This is a genomic window from Sphingobium sp. 3R8 (genome assembly GCF_020166615.1).
Lineage (GTDB): Bacteria > Pseudomonadota > Alphaproteobacteria > Sphingomonadales > Sphingomonadaceae > Sphingobium > Sphingobium bisphenolicum.
Genome location: NZ_JAIQXR010000014.1, coordinates 110,405 through 129,006 on the forward strand (window position 1 = coordinate 110,405; position 18,602 = coordinate 129,006).

Here is an 18,602-nt window from a genome sequence, read left to right on the forward strand (position 1 = left end):
AGGCGCTTCTTGACGGAAGCGAGACGGCCAGATTGGGCCGATAATATTGACAAGCGGTGGAGGAATGGTGGCTATTCTTGGCAAGCTGATTCGGGCGCTGGGGTGATGATGAGGAAGGTAACAACTGAAGAGGGCCTGCTGTCGGCCCCCCTTAACGCCGTCATGCCGCGATCCAGTCGCGTCCAAGCGCTTTTTTGGCAGCCGCAATATGCCAGAAATGATGTCATATTGTGGCATATCCCCTTTCTGTTCTGGGTGTTGGAGCTTTCGCGTCCGCGCCAATATGTCGAAATCGGCGTGGGCGAGGGCGTTGCCTATATGGCCGCATGTCAATGCCTTCACCGGGTGCAGCCCGACGCCCGCTGCGACGCTGTGGGAACCTGGGCCGGGGAGGGCGATGTCGTCGACGCGCCAGCAAAGCTGGTTTCCCGTAATACGGATTTATACGGTCATTTTTCCCGCATCCTGACCGATGGCATCGGGCGAGGCGACAGGCATTTCGCCGCCGCTTCCATCGATTTTCTTTTGATCGACATGGTCGCGACTGCCCGGGCGGGCTTGACCGCGGCTACAGTCATCGAAACGATCCAGGAAAAATGGCTGGGCAAGCTGTCCAATGAAAGCATCATTCTCGTCCACGGAACGGCGCAGGCAGAGGGGGATGTGGCCGCTTTCATCGACGGAATGTCGGCGCGTATGCCCACTATTCAACTTCCGGGCGGGGAGGGGATGACCGTCCTGCTCTACGGGAAGAATGTGATTGAACAGCTAGGCGACCTGGTATCGCTGACCGAGGATCATCCGGAGCATCAGGCGCGCCAGGCATTCATAGAGATGTTCACCCGTTTGGGCGCAGCGAATTATTACGAAATGTCCAGCCAGTCGCAGGAAGAGCGGGCTTCCTCGGCCGGTCGCCATTTCGAAGAGCTGAAGGCAGAATATGAAAAGCTTGCGGAGCAACTGAAAGACAGCCGCGCCCAATATGAGGGGCGTCACCGGCAGATCGCCAATTTACAGGCCAAGTCCTTCGATCTTCAAATCGCCGAGGAAATGCGGAGAATCGAGGCGGACCGTCTGAAATATCGTCTCAAAAAAGCGCGCGACGAAACCGGCCGGCTGCAAGTGCAACTGGATGAGGGCGCCGCCTCGATCCTGCAGTTGCAGAATGAGTATGAAAAGGCGCAATCAGAATTTACCGAACTCAAGACGGTGGCGGTAAGGCGCAAGGGGCAAATTGACCGCCTGTCGGAAGAGTTGACGGCTTTACGGACTGAGCGCGATGATCTGGAAAGTCATCGAAAGGCGGAGGAAGCCAAGGCCCGGGAAGCGCACCAATCACGCCAGGCCGACCAGTCCAAATTGCTGGAGCTGGAGAAGCTGTTTGCCGAGCGCGGTGGACAGATTGCGCAGCTCAAACAGAATTTGACGCTGTTGAACGCCGAGCGGGACGACCTGCTGGAACGTCAACAGGCCGACGCGAAGGTGTTACAGGCGCTGGAGGCTGCGCGCGAGGCCGATCGTTCTGCGTCGGTCGACCTCAAGACGGCGTTTGATGACCGGAGCGCGGATGTCGAGCGCCTGTCGCAAGAGTCGAAGACGCTGCGTGCCGAGCGGGACGACCTGCTGGAACGTCAGCAGGCCGACGCGAAGGCGCTAGAGGCGCTGAAGGCTGCGCGCGAAACCGATCGCTCTGCGTCGGTCGACCTCAAGGCGGCGTTTGATGGGCGGGGCGCGGATATCGAGCGCCTGTCGCAAGAGTCGAAGACGCTGCGTGCCGAGCGGGACGAATTGCTGGAGAGCAAACAGGCCGACGCGACGGCGCTCCAGGCGCTGGAGGCTGCGCGCGAGACCGATCGCTCTGCCTTGTCCGATCTCAAGGCGGCGTTTGATGATAGGATCGCGGAGGTCGAGCGCCTGTCGCAAGAGTCGAAGACGCTGCGCGCCGAGCGGGACGAACTGCTGGAGAGCAAGCAGGCCGATGCGGAGGCGCTCCAGGCGCTGGAGACCGCACGCGAGACCGATCGCTCTGCATTGGCTGACCTCAAGGCGGCGTTTGACGAGCGGGTCGCGGATGTAGAGCGTCTGTCGCAAGAGTCGGCGACGCTCCAGGCCGACCGTGCCGGTCGCGAGATGGCATATGCCCAGCTTGAAGAGGCGCAACAGTCGGCGATATCCACGGTTTCCCAGTTGAGAACGCTGATTGCGACCCATGAAGGTGAGTTGGTGCGCCTGTCTGGGGAGCTGGCAGAGGCTCAGCAGCGCTGCACGATTTTGAGCGAGCAGCGGGACGTTGAAAGAGCCGCGCACGCCCAGGCGATGGAAGAAGGGCAGGCATCTTTCCAGGCGGCGTCCATGCAACATGCGGACTCGATCGGCGGTTTCGAAGCCGATCTGGCAAAGCACCGAGACGACAATGTCAGGCTGCAGGCGGAATTGACCAAGGCCGCCGAGGATATGCAGTCGCAAGAGCTCGCCGCACGCGAGGAATTTTCGCGTCAGCTTAAGGGGACAAAGATTCTTTTGGAAGACCTCGCGCATAGCGAGAACCTCCTCTTGTCTTTGAAAGTCGAGTTTGGAGAGCTTAAAGACCAATTGGCGGCGGCTCAGCAAATGAATGCGGAGGTGCAAGCCTATCAGACCAGGATTGCCGAATTTGATGATATCCTCGCGGAGCGGGATGCCCAAGAGGCCGCGACGCGCGAGGAACTGGCGAGGCATCTCGAAGGGACGAGGGCGCTCCTGCACGCGATGGAGCAAAGCGAAAATGTTATCCAGGCGCTTTCGATGGAGTTGCGCTTCGTTCAGGACAAGCTCGTCGCTGCTGAAGAGGCGCAGGCGGAAATAGATGCCCATCGGCCAGCCGCAACCGGCAGCGACTATCGTGAACTGGAAGCTCTTGAGTTGGCCCTCCACGACGCATTGAGCACACGCGACAGCATGGTTGCCACGATCCAGGGCGAGTTGGCGCTGCAGATTCAGGAGACGGAAGCGTTGCGCGAAGCCCTGATCCAGTTCGATACCATTACCCAAGCGTTGAACGCGGAAATTGATTATTTTCAGCAGCGGTCAACCGTCGATCTGACTCAGGAGCCTGCCAATTCCAATTGGGAAAGCCCAAGATATCAGCGTGCTTCACGGCTTACTCTCTGGAACGCTGCGCTTGCACAGGGTGCTTCCTGATGACCGCGATAGAGGGAGACTGGCCCGCATTGACGCTTCCGTCCATGGAGGCGGAATTCTTGCGGGAGACCTATGATAAGGCGCGCGTCATCCTCGAATATGGATCTGGTGGTTCCACCGTGCTGGGGGGCAGTGCGGCGGGGAAGCTTATTTTCAGCGTCGAGACGGACCGTCAATGGGCGCTGTCACTGCAGCGCCGCTTCGACGAGGCCGACCTGCCGTCGCCGGTCATCATCTATCATGTCGATATCGGCGAAACGGGTGCATGGGGACGCGCCAAGGACGACAGTTCCTGGCGTAAATTCTATCGGTACCCGACGTCCATCTGGACAGAAAATTTTTTCCGGCATCCCGAAGTCGTGTTGATCGATGGCCGTTTCCGGGCGGCCTGTCTGGTCAACGCTTGTCTTCGTGCCAAGCAACCGATGACCGTTCTCTTTGACGATTATGCTGATCGTAAAGCATATCATGCTGTCGAAGCGCTTTTGAAGCCTTCGGACATAATAGGGCGTATGGCGGTCTTTCATATTGAGCCGCAGGAATGGCCTGAATGGACGACAGACCTTTTGCTCGAACTATGTACGCACGCTACATTTAGTTCGGATAAGGTGGACTATGATCATGTCCCTGATTTGCCCATTTTAAAATAAAATCTTTCAAAATACTGTTCCTTCACGGACTTGAATGACGGAGATCAGAATGTCTCATATCGCCGGGTCGGTGACCCAGATATCCGCCAACCCAAGAAACCATTGGGCGCGCGCGCTGGCCGCGATTGATCTCCGTGAACTGGGGCAGGGCTATAAAGCCAATCGGATTCTCGATACGATCCGATATAACGATAATATCGAAAGCGACCTGTTCCTGTTCTTCGAAACACTCATCAACGGAGTCGCGACCAATGATGATGTTCGGAAAATCAATATTCCCTCCGACTATAATCGGGGTATCGGCGGACCGCTCCATCCTCCTTTCCGATCCATCAAGGACGGCGCAAGCTTTCCAAAGCCTTATCCATCTGGGTTGGCGCTTCCGGACATGGTTGGAAATTGTAACGATTTCCGGTACATCGAAGAATATGCCAACTGGCGCAGCAGCGCTGGAGCGGCTTTGCCGATCGACATCATTCATGTCGATGAGAAGGGAGAAGGCATCCCCTCGCTGCTCGCCTCAATCGCCGCCCAGAGCTATGCCGGTCGAATAAGGCTTCATATTTTAGGCGAGAAGCCGTCAGGGTGGAAAAAGCCCCGTGGGCTTGATGTGACATTCCACGCGATTGCGTTTCCCAGCGAAGAAGCCAACGCGCTGTTGTGGCGGATCAGCGGCGATACGCGACTGCTGCTATTCACCAGTGGCGTGATCGATCTTGATCCCATGACATTTTTGCGGATCGCGCACATGGGCCAGATATCGGACCAGGTGGTGCAGACTTTGATCCCGCCGCTGGCTGATTCCGGGGCTACCCCATTTTGCACCAGCGCCCACAAGAACATCGTTAACAGGCGCTATCCGTTTCGCGATGTTCTGGGGCTAAATTTTGCCGTCACCAGCACCTTGTTCCGCAATGTTGGCGGGTTGTTCGAGCCTCGGTTCGGTGGCGCCTACCATGCGGGGCGCGAATTTTGTTTTCGTCTCTATAATAGGGGCTGCTATTTTCAGCCTATCGCCACCCGAAACATTCGGGATTTCTCGGCCAAGAAAGGCCAAGGCGCTGCCGACGCAAAGCTCTATGTCCAGCTTTGCCCCAACCATTGGGATCGCAAGACGGATGGCGCGCATGAGGTGCCCAAGGTCAGCATCTACATTCCGGCCTACAAAGCCGGTAAATATATCCGCCGGGCGATCGACAGCGTGCTCGAACAGGACATGCAGGATTTGGAAGTCTGCATCGCCGATGACGGATCGCCTGACGACACGCTGGGGGTTTTGGAACGCCATTATGGCGACGAACCACGGGTGCGCTGGACAACCGGAGCAAATGGCGGCATCGGCTTTGCATCCAACCGCGCTATCGCCATGGCGCGGGGCATCTATATCGGCCAGCTCGATTCTGACGATCGTCTAAAGCCGGGCGCCGTCCGCAGACTGGCCGATTTCCTGGACGAGAATACGGACGTCGCCTGTTGCTATGGCTCTTGCGAACGCATCGACGCGGACGAAAATTTCCTCAAGAACGAATATAGTTGGCCCGTCTTCTCGCGAGAGAAGATGATGATCACGTCCATCGCGCACCATTTCCGCATGTTTCGCAAACTGGCGTGGGAGCGGACGGAAAAATTTCGCGAGGATATCGTCAACGCGGTCGACTATGATATTTTCTTGAAATTGTCGGAAGTCGGTAAATTCCATCACATCGACGAGATTTTGTACCAGCGTCGTTGGCATGGCGAAAACACGTCCAACGTCAATGAAGGGTTCCAAACGACCAACACCTACCGCGTGCAGCGCGAAGCACTGACGCGATCCGGCCTGGCTCATTTCTGGGATATCCATATCGCTGATCCCAAGGAGCCGCGGCGGGTTACGTATCAGCGGGCTGAGGGACGGCCGCTCGTTATGTTCTGGCCCTATTACCGGGCCAATCCTTATCAGCGCCTCCTCTATGCCCCCCATGCCAATGATGCCGAATTCTGCGCCGGGACGATCGACGCTGCGCTGCAGATGATCACGATATCCGAACGCCCGGCAGAGCATATATTCCATCTCCATTGGCTCAATTTCCTGTTCAAGGCAGGCATGAGCGAGCAGGAAGCTGCCGCCAGCGCGAATGAATTCATCGCCAAGCTGGAAAAATTCAAGACGCTGGGCGGCAAGGTCGTGTGGACTATTCACAATGTCATATCGCACGATGCAGAACATCGCGAAGTTGAAGTAAACCTGTCCAAAAAGCTGACGGAACTGGCCGATGCATTGCATTTGCACAGCGAATATTCGATCGCTGAGGTCGAGGCCCTGTTCCCCATCCCGCGACACAAGGTGCTGATTGCCAGGCATGGTCATTATGTCGGGGCATATGCCGATTTGGTATCGCAAGATGCGGCCCGTTCCTACCTCGGCCTTGCGCCTGCCGATGACGTCATTCTGTTCAATGGCCAGGTGCGTAAATATAAAGGCATCGGCACGTTGGTTGAGGCGTTTCGCAAGGTGCTGGCGCAACGCCCCAACGCGTTGTTGCTGATCGCCGGCGCGGCGCCGGAAAGCCCGATCGAAAATTTAGCTACGCCGCTGAGCGCGTTCGAAAGAACGCGTATCCGTATCGTCGATCGGTATATAGACGATGCGGAACTTCAGGTTTTTCTGAAAGCGGCGGATTTCGCCGTCTATCCCTATCGCAACGTTTTGACGAGTGGATCGCTGATGCTGGCGCTCACCTTTGGCGTGCCGACGGTGATTACCGAAGCCGGCATGATCCGGGAAGTCATGGGTGGGGGAGATGCCGGTATTGTCTATGACGGTAGCGCAGCCGAATTGGAAAAGGCGCTGGCGGCGATGCTGGTGGCGAAGGATGATGGCGGGCTGAACGCCATGGCGGAGGAAGCGCGGCGACTGGCGAAGGCATGTAGTTGGGAACGGGTGCTGCAGAATATCTTGTAACGGGCGGCGCACGGGCCGATTCGACGCCCCCGCTGCGCTCCCGAGTGAAGCGCAAGAATGAGACAGAAGGAGCGGGACTGGCATGTCTATGCCGGTCCCGCTCCTTCTGTTTCGACAATGCCGTTGCCGGCGTTATCTGGTGATGGCGTTATTGAGGGAAATGATCGGGAAGATCGTCGAAGAGATAATGCCGACGAATTTTTGTACATCGACGATCGGCGCATTGGACACATACAAGATGTCCTTGTCGCGCATCGCGAAGTTCTGCGCGGCAAAGAATGTTGCCGGATCACGTAAATTCACGCGATAGATGACGCCCACTCGTCCTTGCGTATCCACCGCAACCCGCACCGGACCTTTTTCCGTTTGGCGGACTGGATTGGCAGGGTCTAAACCGAGAGCACGCGCGTCTTCGAAGCGGAACAGGAAAGCGCCAGCAGGATTGGCCTTATCTTCGTGAAGGCCGCCAACACGACCCAATGCCTCGATAAGACTAAGGCCGGTGGATTCGAACGATACCTCCCTGCTCTGACCGATTGCGCCCAAGGCGGTGAAGCTGAGCGGCTGGAAATAGGCAGACATGATATCGCCAGGCGCGAGGACGACATTCTGGCGGGGGTCGCGAATGATCGTTTCCAGCGGCAGAGATCTGGCGACCCCGGCGCGTGTGATCTGGATGGTGGTCTTGTTTATGGGCTGCTTGGTGCCGCCGCTCAGGGCGATGGCGTCCAGCACCCGCTCACCCTTTGCGGTCAGCGGGATGACGCCGTTATTCTCGAATTCCCCCACCATTGTTGCGGTGGCAGACGCGTTGCGCGAAAATGCGACTTCCACCTGGGGCATATGCGCTTTCCCCCGGAGGCGACGGGCAATTTCAGTCGCAACCTGTCGTGTGGTTCGTCCTTCCACCGGAATCTGGCCGGCGAACGGCACGGAGATAGTGCCGTCGGAAATGACGACCTGATCGGGAAAGCTGGACTGGCGGGCCGTGCTGCTGCCATTGCCTTGCGCCAGCGCCGATCCTTCCCCGATGCTGCGGGTTGAGGATGGGGTGGCGTTGAAAAGAACGGCGGGCGGAGCTTCCCAGATTGCTATGCTCAGTACGTCGCCGGCATGAATGATGGTTCCAACGGGCAGAGCGCCGCCCATCGTGTCGGCAAAGCCTGCGCCATTCATGACGTTCTGCGCCGAATTCACATTGTCCTTCGTAAGATCGATCAGATAGACCTGCGCTCCATCCGGCGCCTGTGCCGCATGGACGACATCGCGGCTCGATGGTCCCATGGCGCTGAAGGAACTGCAGCCCGTCATCGCAAAAGTCGATAGGGTAAGCGCCATAATCAGGGGCAGGCGCGCGCAGGTCGCTATGCCGGTAGGGTAGATGATCAAAACGGGATCCCCAATATGAATATGTCCAAAGCAAATTGGCCGCTCCCTAGTTACGCGCTCCTCGGTTCGGGTGAAAGGCCAAATCGTATCAGCTCCATCGCTCGAAAAGCTTTCCTATCCGCACACGATAGGCATCCATCGAGAAAAGCTGGGCGCGCCGTACGCCCTTGTATTTCAAACTATCCCTCAGCACTGCATCGTTATTGATACGCCGTATGGCGTCGCTGATCGATCCTACGGACAGCGGGTCGATGAGCAGTGCCGCATCCCCGACGATTTCCGGCAGCGCCCCCCGATCGGATGTGATGACCGGGGTTCCCATCGCCATGGATTCGAGGGCGGGAAGCCCGAAGCCTTCGTAGAGACTGGGGAAAATCGTGGCGCGTGCATGTCGAATGATGTGCGCAAGTTCGCTGCGCGGCAGATAGTCGATGAGGATGATGCGCGGATGCGCGCCTGCCACCGTCAATCGCTCCAGCATCGCCCGTTCCGTTGCATTGTCCCACCCCCCGCCTGAAACGAGGACCAAAGGGGCTTCGCTTCCTGACGTCACGAATGCCTCAAGCAGGCGTGCGACATTCTTTTTCGGCTCTATGGCGCCGAAGAACAGGAAATAGCCCCGATCCGTCAACTGCCAGCGGCTCAGCAGCCGGTCGATGGTTTCGTTCTCTTCCGTCGCAATCCCATGCCAGGCACTCAGCGCCTGATAGCTGTTGGAAATGCGTCCCGGATCGAGGGCGAAATGTTCGATGAGGTCGGTGCGAGACGCCTCGGACACGGTCAAAATATGGTCTGCCCGCTTTGTGATGGCGTGGCAGGTGCGCAGATAATCCTCGCTGCCGGAGGACATTGCGGGAAATTTGATCGGGACGATATCATGAATGGTATAGATGTTTCGCGCGCCGGGAACGAACAGAGGCAGGGGGTAGGTCCAATGCGCGACGTCCACACCCGGCATTCTTACCGGGGTGAACAGGCCAGTCCGTCGGAAGGCGCCGCGAGCGGCCCGGAAAAGGCGCGCTTTGTTCCAGTAAGCGTCGACGGCCGGGGAAAGAGCCTGCAACCCAATCGACAGGTCGTCGCGCGATATCGAGCGAGGTCGATGGCCCAGAGGCGACATGAGATAGTCGATGATTTTCCGGGCGGTCGGCGTTGGCACGTCCGTCAGGCTTTCTCCCAACAGCAATTCGGTTCTGTGGCCCAGATCATGGGCCGCTTGCAGGAAACTGCGGCCATAGGACGCTATGCCGGTTCCTTTGCGGAGCGCCATATTGAAACCATCGACCAGAAGCCTCATGCTAAAATCGGCCGGAAGGCCGCCGCACAAATGAAATGCATGACTTCTCGCTTATGAGATTGTTTGATCCGACGATTGAGCATCGCAGATGCGTGGCATATGGGTTATCCGGTCGGTGTCGCCCATGACTTTAGGCAGATCGGGACTTTTCCGCAATCCGCTTGCCGCAGGAGCATGGATGAGGTGATGAAGTATATGCGCGCTATGATGCGGTTGCGAACCGATCGCCTATGGTTTGAGTTCGATCGACCGGGCTGGATTGGAGCGCGCGGCAGTGAAATCGGGATTGCGACGTCGTGCGAACATTTGGCTCTTAAGCGCATTTGATGCAGTTCCATAGATTGGCGGACATCGGTCTGGACCCGGTCGGCGATCCATCGCTTGCCACGATCGCGCGGGGCGCGAGTGGGCAGTTGCTCGCACTGGGTACGGATCATGTATTGAAGCTGTTCGACGATCAGGCGGCCGATTCGATGATAGAGCGTGAGGCTTTCGCGTCGCGATTGGCGGCGCGGGCCGGGCTGCCGGTGCCTGCTGCACTCGATTTTGTACGATATGACGGCGCGCGGGCCATTTTGTATCCGCGCGTCCATGGCGTCAGCATGGCCGATGAATTGCGTCGGCGCCCATTGCGGGGCGAACGCCTTTTGCGACGCTGGATGATGCTATGCCGGCAGATGCATATGGTTGTCCCGGACGGTTTGCGAAGTTTCAAGGACGTATGCCGCACCGACATGCTGCACGGCCCCCTGCCGGACCGTGTGAAGTTTCCCGCTATTGAATATCTTGAGTCCCTGCCCGACGGGGATCGCCTGCTCCATGGGGATTTGCACATCGGCAATGTCATGCTGGCGGATGAGGCGCTGATACTGGTCGATTGGTCGAAGGCGGCTAGGGGGGATCCGGCCGCCGATCTGGTGCGCATGGACATGCTCATGCGCTTTGGTGTCGGACCGACGGGTCTGGTCGTTGGCATATGGCGTGATTGGGCAACAAGAGCATGTCAGCGAGCCTATCGGGACATAGGTGACGTGCCGCCGGAAAGGCTTGCGGCATGGCGCCCGATCGTGGCGTTGGCGTGGCTGCGTGTTGGTATCCCGAAACGGGCCAAGCGATTCCTGCAATATGCCAATCAATCGGCGCAGCGCGTCGGCCTTCCACCGATCGAGCTGGCCGAACTTCGATGGCGAGCATCCACGGGAAGCGACGGGAAGTCGTTCCTAGGCAATTGACAGGATCGCTGCGGTAGCGCGGCGGGCAAGGGGCGAGAGGTCCGCTTATGCCGTCGTCAGCACGCCGCTATAGGCCGCGTCCTCCAGCGCCCTGCCTGCGCCCATGGCCACGCAGATCAGCGCGTCGTCCGCGACCCTGACCGGCAGGCCGGTCTGCTCCGACAGCGCCTGGTCGAGATGACCCAGCAGAGCGCCTCCTCCGGTTAAAGTGATGCCTTCCTCTATGATGTCGGCCGACAATTCCGGCGCCGTCTGTTCAAGCGCGGACATGACGGCCTGCTTGATCTGGCCTACGCCCTCGATCAAGGCTTCTGCGATCTCCAACTCGCTGATCGTGATTTCAGCCGGGCGGCCATTCACCAGATCGCGTCCCTTGACCTGCATCGTGCGCCCCTGATCGATCGGCAGCACCGCCGACCCGATCGCATGTTTGACGCGCTCCGCGGTCATTTCGCCAATCATCAGATTGTGATGGCGTCGCACATGAGAGGTGATTGCATCGTCCAGCTTGTCGCCCCCCATGCGGACGGAATTACTATATGCGATGCCTTGCAGCGACAGAACGGCGACCTCGGTGGTTCCGCCGCCTATGTCCACCACCATGGCGCCGCGCGGTTCGGTGACGGGCAGGCCAGCGCCGATCGCCGCAGCCATCGGCTCGTCGATCAATTGCACCCGGGTCGCGCCCGCCTGCATCGTCGCGACCTGGATGGCGCGCCGCTCCACCATGGTGGAGCCGGATGGCACGCAGATGACTACCTCGTGACGCCGGCTGAATCGGCTCGCGGAGCCGACCGCCTTCGCCATGAAATGTTTGATCATCTGCTCGGCCACATCGATGTCGGCGATGACGCCGTCGCGCAGCGGGCGGATCGCCTGGATGTTGGATGGGGTCTTGCCCATCATGGGCTTGGCCTCATTCCCCACCACCTTCACACGGCGCACTCCGGCGATGGTCTCGATCGCAATCACGGACGGTTCGTTGAGGACGATGCCGCGATCACGCACATGGATGACTGTGTTCACGGTGCCGAGGTCGATCGCCATATCATGAGCGGAGGAACCGAATAATCGTCTAAACATCTAATCCTCAGGGAATGGCAGTCGGGCCGCTATGGGGCGCTCGGGTTGCGATACAATGGCGGCACGGCGGATTGCCTGATTGTCGGGGTCACCGGAGTGGAGAGAGGGGCGTTGTTGAAATGGGCCGGGCTCCGCAGGAAATAAACGGGGTTTGCGTTGTTCTTGATATGGATCAGGCTGAGATCGATTTTGCCGGCAAGGCGGCTGTGTTAGCTCGATGAGCCTGTGGAACTACAAGGAACAAGAGCATGACCCACGCTGCCACCGTACCTGCTCTCATCGGTGTTGGGGGCCTGGACGATATCCTGGCGGGTGGATTGACGCGCGGCCGGGTCTTCCTGCTGGAAGGCAGCCCGGGGACCGGCAAGACGACGATCGCCACCCAGTTCCTGATGGAAGGCGCGACGCGTGGCGAAAAATGCCTCTATGTCACGCTGTCTGAGACGGAAGACGAAATGCGCGACAGCGCACAGTCGCACGGCTGGGATCTCACCGGTATCGACCTTTTCGAACTGGTCCCGCCCGAAAGTCTGCTGGACGAGGACCAGCAACAAAGCCTGCTCTATTCGTCCGACCTGGAATTGGGGGAGACCACGCGGCGTATCTTCGAAATGTTCGAGAGGGTGAAGCCCGACCGGGTCGTGCTGGACAGCCTGTCGGAAATTCGCCTGCTCGCGCAGAGTTCGCTGCGCTACCGCCGTCAGATCCTCGCGCTCAAGCATTTCTTCTCGACGCAGAACGCTACGGTGCTGATGCTGGACGACCTGACCGCCGACGTCGCCGACAAGACGGTCCATAGCGTCGCGCATGGCGTGATCCGCCTGGAAGAATTGTCCCCAGAATATGGGCCCGAGCGGCGGCGGCTGCGCGTCATCAAATATAGAGGGCGCCGGTTCCGCGGCGGTTTCCACGATTTCATCATCGATACCGGCGGCGTACGGGTCTTTCCCAGGCTGGTGTCGGCTGAACATAAGACGGAGTTCGTGCGCGACGTGTTGCGGAGCGATTCGCCCGCACTGGACGCGCTGCTGGGCGGGGGGATTGAACGGGGATCGAGCGTCCTGGTCCTGGGTCCGGCCGGGACCGGCAAGTCGTTGCTTGCCCTGATCTTCGTCGCGGCGGCGATTGCGCGCGGCGAACGGGCGGCGATGTTCGTGTTCGACGAAGAAATCGGCCTGTTGTTCAACCGCGCGATCGGGCTGGGCATCGACATGCAGGCCATGGTCGATAGCGGCAATCTCTTCATCGAACAGGTGGATGCGGCCGAATTGTCCCCTGGGGAGTTCTCCCAACGCGTGCGTACCTGTGTCGAACAGCACAAGGTCCGTACGATCATCATCGACAGCCTGAACGGGTATCAGGCGGCGATGCCGGAAGAGAATGCTTTGGTCCTGCACATGCACGAATTGCTGCAATATCTGAACCGACAGGGGGCGACGACCTTCCTGACAGTGGCGCAGCACGGCCTGGTCGGTGACATGAAAGCGCCTGTCGACGTGACCTATCTGGCCGACACCGTGGTGCTGCTACGTTATTTCGAGGCTTCCGGGCGCGTGCGGCGCGCCATTTCGATCATCAAGAAGCGCACAGGTGCGCATGAGGATACGATCCGTGAGTTCCGCATCGGCAGCTATGGCATTCGTCTGGGCGAACCATTGATCGGCTTTCAGGGCGTGTTGCGGGGCGTGCCCAATTTCGTCGGCGGACAGGGCGCGACTCCCTTGCTGGAAGACGAGGCTCGGTGAGCCCACATTTCTCCGAACGCGCGATCATCCTGGCGCCCCATGGGCGCGACGCTGCTATTGCGGCGTCGATCCTGACCGATGCGGGGTTGGGGTCGACGGTCGTCAACGCATTGCGAGATCTTGTCGGCGAGCTGGAACGGGGAGCGGGTTTCGCGCTCCTTACCGAAGAAGGCCTGCGGACGGCCAATCTCAATCCGCTCGCGCTCTGGCTGGAAGCGCAGCCGGAATGGTCCGATTTTCCGTTCGTGCTGCTGACCCAGAAGGGCGGCGGCCTCGAACGCAACCCGGCGGCCAAGCGGTTTTTGGACATGCTCGGCAACGTCACCTTTCTGGAGCGGCCCTTCCACCCCACGACCATGGTCAGTCTCGCCCAGTCGGCGCTGCGGGGCCGGCGGCGTCAATATGAGGCACGTTCGCGGCTGGAGGAACTGCATCGCGGCGCGGATAAATATCGATCGCTGTTCGAATCGATCGATGCAGGCTTCTGCATCATCGACATGGTCTTCGACGCGGACGGACGCCCGATCGATTATATGTTCGTGGAGGCCAATCCCGCCTTCGAGCGCCAGACCGGGTTGCAGGGGGCCGTGGGTCGGACGATGCGGTCCATGGTGTCCGGTCATGAGCAGCACTGGTTCGACGTCTATGGCGCCGTTGCCAGGACTGGCGAGCGCGTGCGTTTCGAGCAGCATGCCGAGGCGCTGGGAAATATCTGGTACGATGTCTATGCATTTCGGGTCGGCGATCCGGACGCCGGACGGGTCGCGGTCCTGTTCAACGATATTTCCGAACGGCGGCAGATGGAGCTGGCGCTGCGCGAGAGCGAGGAGCGGCTGAGGGGCCTCAACGAAACGCTGGAGGAGCGCGTCGTAGAGCGCACCGAGGCGCTCGAACGTACACAGGAAGTGCTCCGCCAGTCGCAGAAGCTGGAATCGATGGGGCAATTGACGGGTGGTGTTGCGCACGACTTCAACAACCTCCTCACGCCGATCGTGGGCAGCCTCGACCTGTTGCTGCGGCGCGGGGTTGGCACCGAACGGGAACGCAAGCTGATCGAAGGGGCGGTCCAGTCGGCCGATCGCGCACGCACGCTGGTGCAGCGGTTGCTGGCCTTCGCCCGGCGCCAGCCGTTGCAGGCGACCGCGATCGACATCGGCAATCTGGTGGGAAATCTGTTCGATCTGGTCGCCAGCACCTGTGGGCCGCGGATCAGGGTAGCGATAGACATCGCCGATCCGCTGCCGCCGGCCAAGGCGGACGCGAACCAGATCGAGATGGCGCTCCTCAATCTGGCTGTGAACGCGCGCGATGCGATGCCCGATGGCGGAACCCTGACGATCGGTGCGGCACCGGACCAGATCAAGCCCGGCAATGCGGCGCGATTGCGGCCGGGCGCCTATGTGCGGCTGAGCGTGACCGACACCGGGTCCGGGATGGATGCGGACACGATCGCCAAGGCTGTGGAGCCGTTTTTCACGACCAAGGGCGTCGGGCAGGGGACCGGCCTTGGCCTTTCCATGGTCCACGGCCTCGCCGCGCAACTGGGCGGCGGCCTGTCCATCGACAGCCTGGTGGGGCGGGGTACGCGCATCGACCTGTGGCTGCCGGCAACGGATGCGCGCCCCGAACAGGCGTCGGCGCCGCTGGAGATCGACAACAGCCATCGCGATTGCGGCATCGCGCTGGTGGTGGATGACGAGGATCTGGTGCGCGCCAGTACGGCGCACATGCTCAGCGAATTGGGATATACGGTCGTGGAAGCGCATTCAGGCGAGGAAGCGCTCAGGTTGATGCATGGGTCCGACGAGATAGACCTGCTTGTTACCGATCATCTGATGCCGGGCATAACGGGCACCGATCTTGCCACGAAGCTGCGGGAGTTGCGGCCCGGTATGCGTGTGCTCGTCGTGTCGGGCTATGCGGAAGGAAAGGGCATCTCGCCCGATTTGCCGCGCCTGACCAAGCCGTTCAAGCAAAGCGATCTCGCCAATTGCCTGGCCCAGTTATGACGACATGGGTGGCATCCGCAATTTGCCGGTCCCTACCCGGCCGAGCGCCCAGGTCCGCCGCGCCTGTCGACCGCGACGGACCTGGTGATCGGATCAGCGCTCGATCTGGCTGACGTCGCGGACGGCGCCCTTGGCGGCGTTGGTGGTCATTGCGGCATAGGCGCGCAGGGCAGGCGAGACTTCGCGCTTGCGGCCGAAGGGCTTCCAGGCCTTCGCCCCCCGCGATTCCATTTCCGCGCGGCGCTCGGCCAGCAGGGCGTCGTCCAGGTCGACCTTGATGACGCGGGCCGGGATGTCGATCACGATCGGATCGCCGGTCTGGACCAGTGCGATCAGGCCGCCTTCGGCCGCTTCCGGCGAGACATGGCCGATCGACAGGCCCGACGTGCCGCCGGAAAAGCGGCCGTCGGTGATGAGCGCGCAGGCCTTGCCCAGCCCCTTCGACTTCAGATAGCTGGTCGGGTAGAGCATTTCCTGCATGCCGGGACCGCCCTTTGGCCCTTCATAGCGGATGACGACGACGTCCTTTTCCTTGACTTCGTTGCCCAAAATGCCCGCGACCGCCGCGTCCTGGCTTTCATAGACGCGCGCGGTGCCGTGGAAGACGAGGATGCTCTCGTCCACGCCCGCCGTCTTGACGATGCAGCCTTCGGGCGCGAGGTTGCCGAACAGCACGGCCAAGCCGCCATCCTTGGAGAAGGCATGGTCGGCCGAGCGGATCACGCCCTTTTCGCGGTCGGTGTCCAGTTCTTCCCAGCGCTCCGACTGGCTGAACGCGGTTTGGGTCGGCACGCCGCCGGGCGCGGCGCGGTAGAAGTTGCGCACGTCCTCGCTGTTGGTGCGGCCGATGTCCCAGCGCGCGAGCGCGGCGGCCATGGTCGGCGCATGGACGGTCGGCAGGCTGGCGTCGATCAGGCCGGCGCGCTCCAGTTCGCCCAGGATCGCCATGATGCCGCCGGCGCGATGGACGTCCTCCATATGGACGTCGTTCTTGGCGGGCGCGACCTTGCACAGGCACGGCACGCGGCGCGACAGACGGTCGATGTCGGCCATGGTGAAGTCGATCCCGCCTTCATAGGCGGCAGCGAGCAGGTGCAGCACGGTGTTGGACGACCCGCCCATGGCGATGTCGAGGCTCATGGCATTTTCGAACGCGGCGAAATTGGCGATGCTGCGCGGCAGGACGCTGGCGTCGTCCTGCTCATAATAGCGCTTGGTGATGTCGACGATGACATGACCGGCTTCGCGGAACAGCCGCTCGCGGTCCGAATGGGTCGCCAGCGTGGAACCGTTGCCCGGCAGCGAGAGGCCCAGGGCTTCGGTCAGGCAGTTCATCGAATTGGCGGTGAACATGCCCGAACAACTGCCGCAGGTCGGGCAGGCGGAACGCTCGATCGTCTGCACTTCTTCGTCAGTGTAATTTTCGTCGGCGGCGACGACCATCGCGTCGACCAGGTCGAGCGCGACCTTCTTGCCGCGCACGGTGGCCTTGCCCGCTTCCATCGGCCCGCCCGACACGAAGACGACGGGGATATTGAGGCGCATGGCGGCCATCAACATGCCGGGCGTGATCTTGTCGCAGTTGGAGATGCAGACGATCGCGTCGGCGCAATGGGCGTTGACCATATATTCGACGCTGTCGGCGATGAGGTCGCGACTGGGCAGCGAATAGAGCATCCCGCCATGGCCCATGGCGATGCCGTCATCGACGGCGATGGTGTTGAATTCCTTGGCGACGCCGCCCGCGGCCTCGATCTCCCGCGCGACAAGCTGGCCCAGATCCTTCAGATGGACATGGCCCGGCACGAACTGGGTGAATGAATTGGCAATGGCGATGATCGGCTTGCCGAAATCCTCGTCCTTCATGCCCGTCGCGCGCCAAAGCCCGCGCGCGCCCGCCATGTTGCGGCCGTGGGTGGTGGTGCGGGAGCGGTAGGCGGGCATTGCAACGGTCCTTCAAGGCGGTGGAAGCGGACCCCTTACAGGCTGGGGGCGGTCAGCGAAACATATTATTCCCTTTGGCCGCCCATGTCAGGCTTTGCGCATGTTGGCGGCTATGGCCGCGTCATTTTGTTGCGGGCGGCAGGGTGCGCGGCTGGACCGGAACTTCATGAAGATGATGCATGTCGCCTGTGAGTGTTTTTCCATAAAGTTCATGCCTTTCAATGGCTTGCTATCTTTCCTCTATCAGCTTGCGGGCCTGTAGGACAGCGGCGTCGCGCGCGGCGGCTGATGTCCCATGATGGGATCGCAGCGCGTGCCCGCCAAACAGCATGCTGGCGCTGGCGAATATCATGGTTAAGAAATGCTTATGTCCGCCATTCGCCTCCGCCTGTCCATGCTGCGTCCCCTTGCTCTGGCCGGCGCAATGGCGCTGGCGATGCCCGCCGCAGCGCCCGCCCAGTCGCAGGGCGGCGCGCAGCAGTTGGCGCCGGGCGGCTATCGCTGGCTGGGGCAGGGGTCGTGGGACGGCCCGATCTACATGGTCATCAGCATCGAAAAACAGATGATCCATGTCTATAGCGGCGACCAGTTGATCGGGCTCGCCAGCGTATCGACGGGAATGAAGGGGCATCGCACCCCGACCGGCGACTATCCGATCCTGCAGAAGCGGCAATGGCACCGCTCCAACCTCTACAGCAATGCGCCCATGCCCTATATGCAGCGGCTGACCTGGGACGGGATCGCGCTCCATGCCGGGCATAATCCGGGCTATCCCGCCAGCCACGGCTGCATCCGCCTGCCCTATGCCTTCGCCCGCGACCTGTTCGCGCTGACGAAGATGGGGACGCTGGTGGAGGTGACGCAGGCGCGGCTGACCGCGGCGCTGCAATATGATGCGCTGGTGCTGGGCGATCCGGGGAGCCAAGTGGTGACGTTCGGGCCGGCGCGGAGCGAGCGGATGACGCTGCCTCCGCCAGCGCGTGACGATGCGGGCGGTGTGCCGAGGCTGGAGGTCGATCCGGCGATTTTCGGGATGGTGCGGGGGTAGCGTGCGCTGCCTGTCGCGGGCGTTTGAACAGGCGTACTGCCGCGTAGAGTTTGGCCTGAGGCTAGGTGTAATGGCGGGACG

11 protein-coding genes are annotated in these 18,602 nt (G+C 60.6%); 7 read left to right on the plus strand and 4 right to left on the minus strand.

Annotation, left to right across the window (positions count from 1 at the left end; translation table 11 throughout):
• Positions 1-9 precede the first annotated feature (9 nt).
• The 3 genes from K9B33_RS14480 (at position 10) to K9B33_RS14490 (ending at position 6,774) form a co-directional block, all read left to right on the plus strand.
• A complete protein-coding gene (locus K9B33_RS14480) occupies positions 10-3,180 on the plus strand; it encodes a hypothetical protein (RefSeq protein ID WP_224549744.1) in 3,171 nt (1,056 codons plus the stop codon).
• Positions 3,180-3,830 (plus strand): hypothetical protein, encoded by a 651-nt coding sequence (locus K9B33_RS14485; RefSeq protein WP_224549745.1) that lies wholly within the window; start codon positions 3,180-3,182, stop codon positions 3,828-3,830. The genes K9B33_RS14480 and K9B33_RS14485 overlap by 1 nt, the downstream gene beginning before the upstream one ends.
• Positions 3,831-3,900: 70 nt before the next feature.
• Positions 3,901-6,774, plus strand: coding sequence for a glycosyltransferase (locus K9B33_RS14490; RefSeq protein ID WP_224549746.1), 2,874 nt, complete (start codon positions 3,901-3,903; stop codon positions 6,772-6,774).
• A 132-nt stretch (positions 6,775-6,906) separates the two neighbouring features.
• Here the strand turns inward: K9B33_RS14490 and K9B33_RS14495 are convergent, their stop codons facing one another.
• The gene (locus K9B33_RS14495; protein WP_224549747.1) at positions 6,907-8,163 is read right to left on the minus strand and encodes a polysaccharide biosynthesis/export family protein; all 1,257 of its coding nucleotides are present in this window, start codon (positions 8,161-8,163) and stop codon (positions 6,907-6,909) included.
• Positions 8,164-8,251: 88 nt separating this feature from the next.
• On the minus strand, positions 8,252-9,460 hold the full coding sequence (locus K9B33_RS14500; RefSeq protein WP_224549748.1) for a glycosyltransferase family 4 protein: 1,209 nt from the start codon (positions 9,458-9,460) through the stop codon (positions 8,252-8,254).
• 326 nt (positions 9,461-9,786) lie between these two features.
• Between K9B33_RS14500 and K9B33_RS14505 the strand changes: the two genes are divergently transcribed.
• On the plus strand, positions 9,787-10,692 hold the full coding sequence (locus K9B33_RS14505) for a phosphotransferase family protein (RefSeq protein ID WP_224549750.1): 906 nt from the start codon (positions 9,787-9,789) through the stop codon (positions 10,690-10,692).
• Positions 10,693-10,737: 45 nt separating this feature from the next.
• On the opposite strand, the gene K9B33_RS14510 is transcribed toward K9B33_RS14505, so the two are convergent.
• Positions 10,738-11,775, minus strand: a complete 1,038-nt coding sequence (locus K9B33_RS14510; protein WP_224549751.1) for a rod shape-determining protein — start codon at positions 11,773-11,775, stop codon at positions 10,738-10,740.
• A 248-nt stretch (positions 11,776-12,023) separates the two neighbouring features.
• Here K9B33_RS14510 and K9B33_RS14515 point away from each other — a divergent pair, with 248 nt between their 5' ends.
• On the plus strand, positions 12,024-13,520 hold the full coding sequence (locus K9B33_RS14515) for an ATPase domain-containing protein (RefSeq protein WP_224549752.1): 1,497 nt from the start codon (positions 12,024-12,026) through the stop codon (positions 13,518-13,520).
• Positions 13,517-15,529, plus strand: coding sequence for an ATP-binding protein (locus tag K9B33_RS14520; protein ID WP_224549753.1), 2,013 nt, complete (start codon positions 13,517-13,519; stop codon positions 15,527-15,529). Before K9B33_RS14515 ends, K9B33_RS14520 begins: the two co-directional genes overlap by 4 nt.
• A 93-nt stretch (positions 15,530-15,622) precedes the next feature.
• Here K9B33_RS14520 and ilvD read toward each other — a convergent pair whose 3' ends face one another.
• Positions 15,623-17,473 carry a dihydroxy-acid dehydratase gene (gene ilvD / locus K9B33_RS14525; protein WP_224549754.1) on the minus strand — a complete coding sequence of 617 codons (1,851 nt, stop codon included), beginning with the start codon at positions 17,471-17,473 and terminating at the stop codon, positions 15,623-15,625.
• A gap of 367 nt (positions 17,474-17,840) precedes the next feature.
• Between ilvD and K9B33_RS14530 the strand changes: the two genes are divergently transcribed.
• On the plus strand, positions 17,841-18,521 hold the full coding sequence (locus tag K9B33_RS14530; protein WP_224549755.1) for a L,D-transpeptidase family protein: 681 nt from the start codon (positions 17,841-17,843) through the stop codon (positions 18,519-18,521).
• Positions 18,522-18,602 lie beyond the last annotated feature (81 nt).

Excerpts from the sequence above, each read along its gene's own strand:
- K9B33_RS14485 (WP_224549745.1), top strand. The coding sequence starts at position 3,180 with ATGACCGCGATAGAGGGAGACTGGCCCGCATTGACGCTTCCGTCCATG.
- K9B33_RS14500 (WP_224549748.1), bottom strand. The coding sequence starts at position 9,460 with ATGAGGCTTCTGGTCGATGGTTTCAATATGGCGCTCCGCAAAGGAACC.
- K9B33_RS14505 (WP_224549750.1), top strand. The coding sequence starts at position 9,787 with ATGCAGTTCCATAGATTGGCGGACATCGGTCTGGACCCGGTCGGCGAT.
- K9B33_RS14510 (WP_224549751.1), bottom strand. The coding sequence starts at position 11,775 with ATGTTTAGACGATTATTCGGTTCCTCCGCTCATGATATGGCGATCGAC.
- K9B33_RS14515 (WP_224549752.1), top strand. The coding sequence starts at position 12,024 with ATGACCCACGCTGCCACCGTACCTGCTCTCATCGGTGTTGGGGGCCTG.
- ilvD (WP_224549754.1), bottom strand. The coding sequence starts at position 17,473 with ATGCCCGCCTACCGCTCCCGCACCACCACCCACGGCCGCAACATGGCG.
- K9B33_RS14530 (WP_224549755.1), top strand. The coding sequence starts at position 17,841 with ATGTCCGCCATTCGCCTCCGCCTGTCCATGCTGCGTCCCCTTGCTCTG.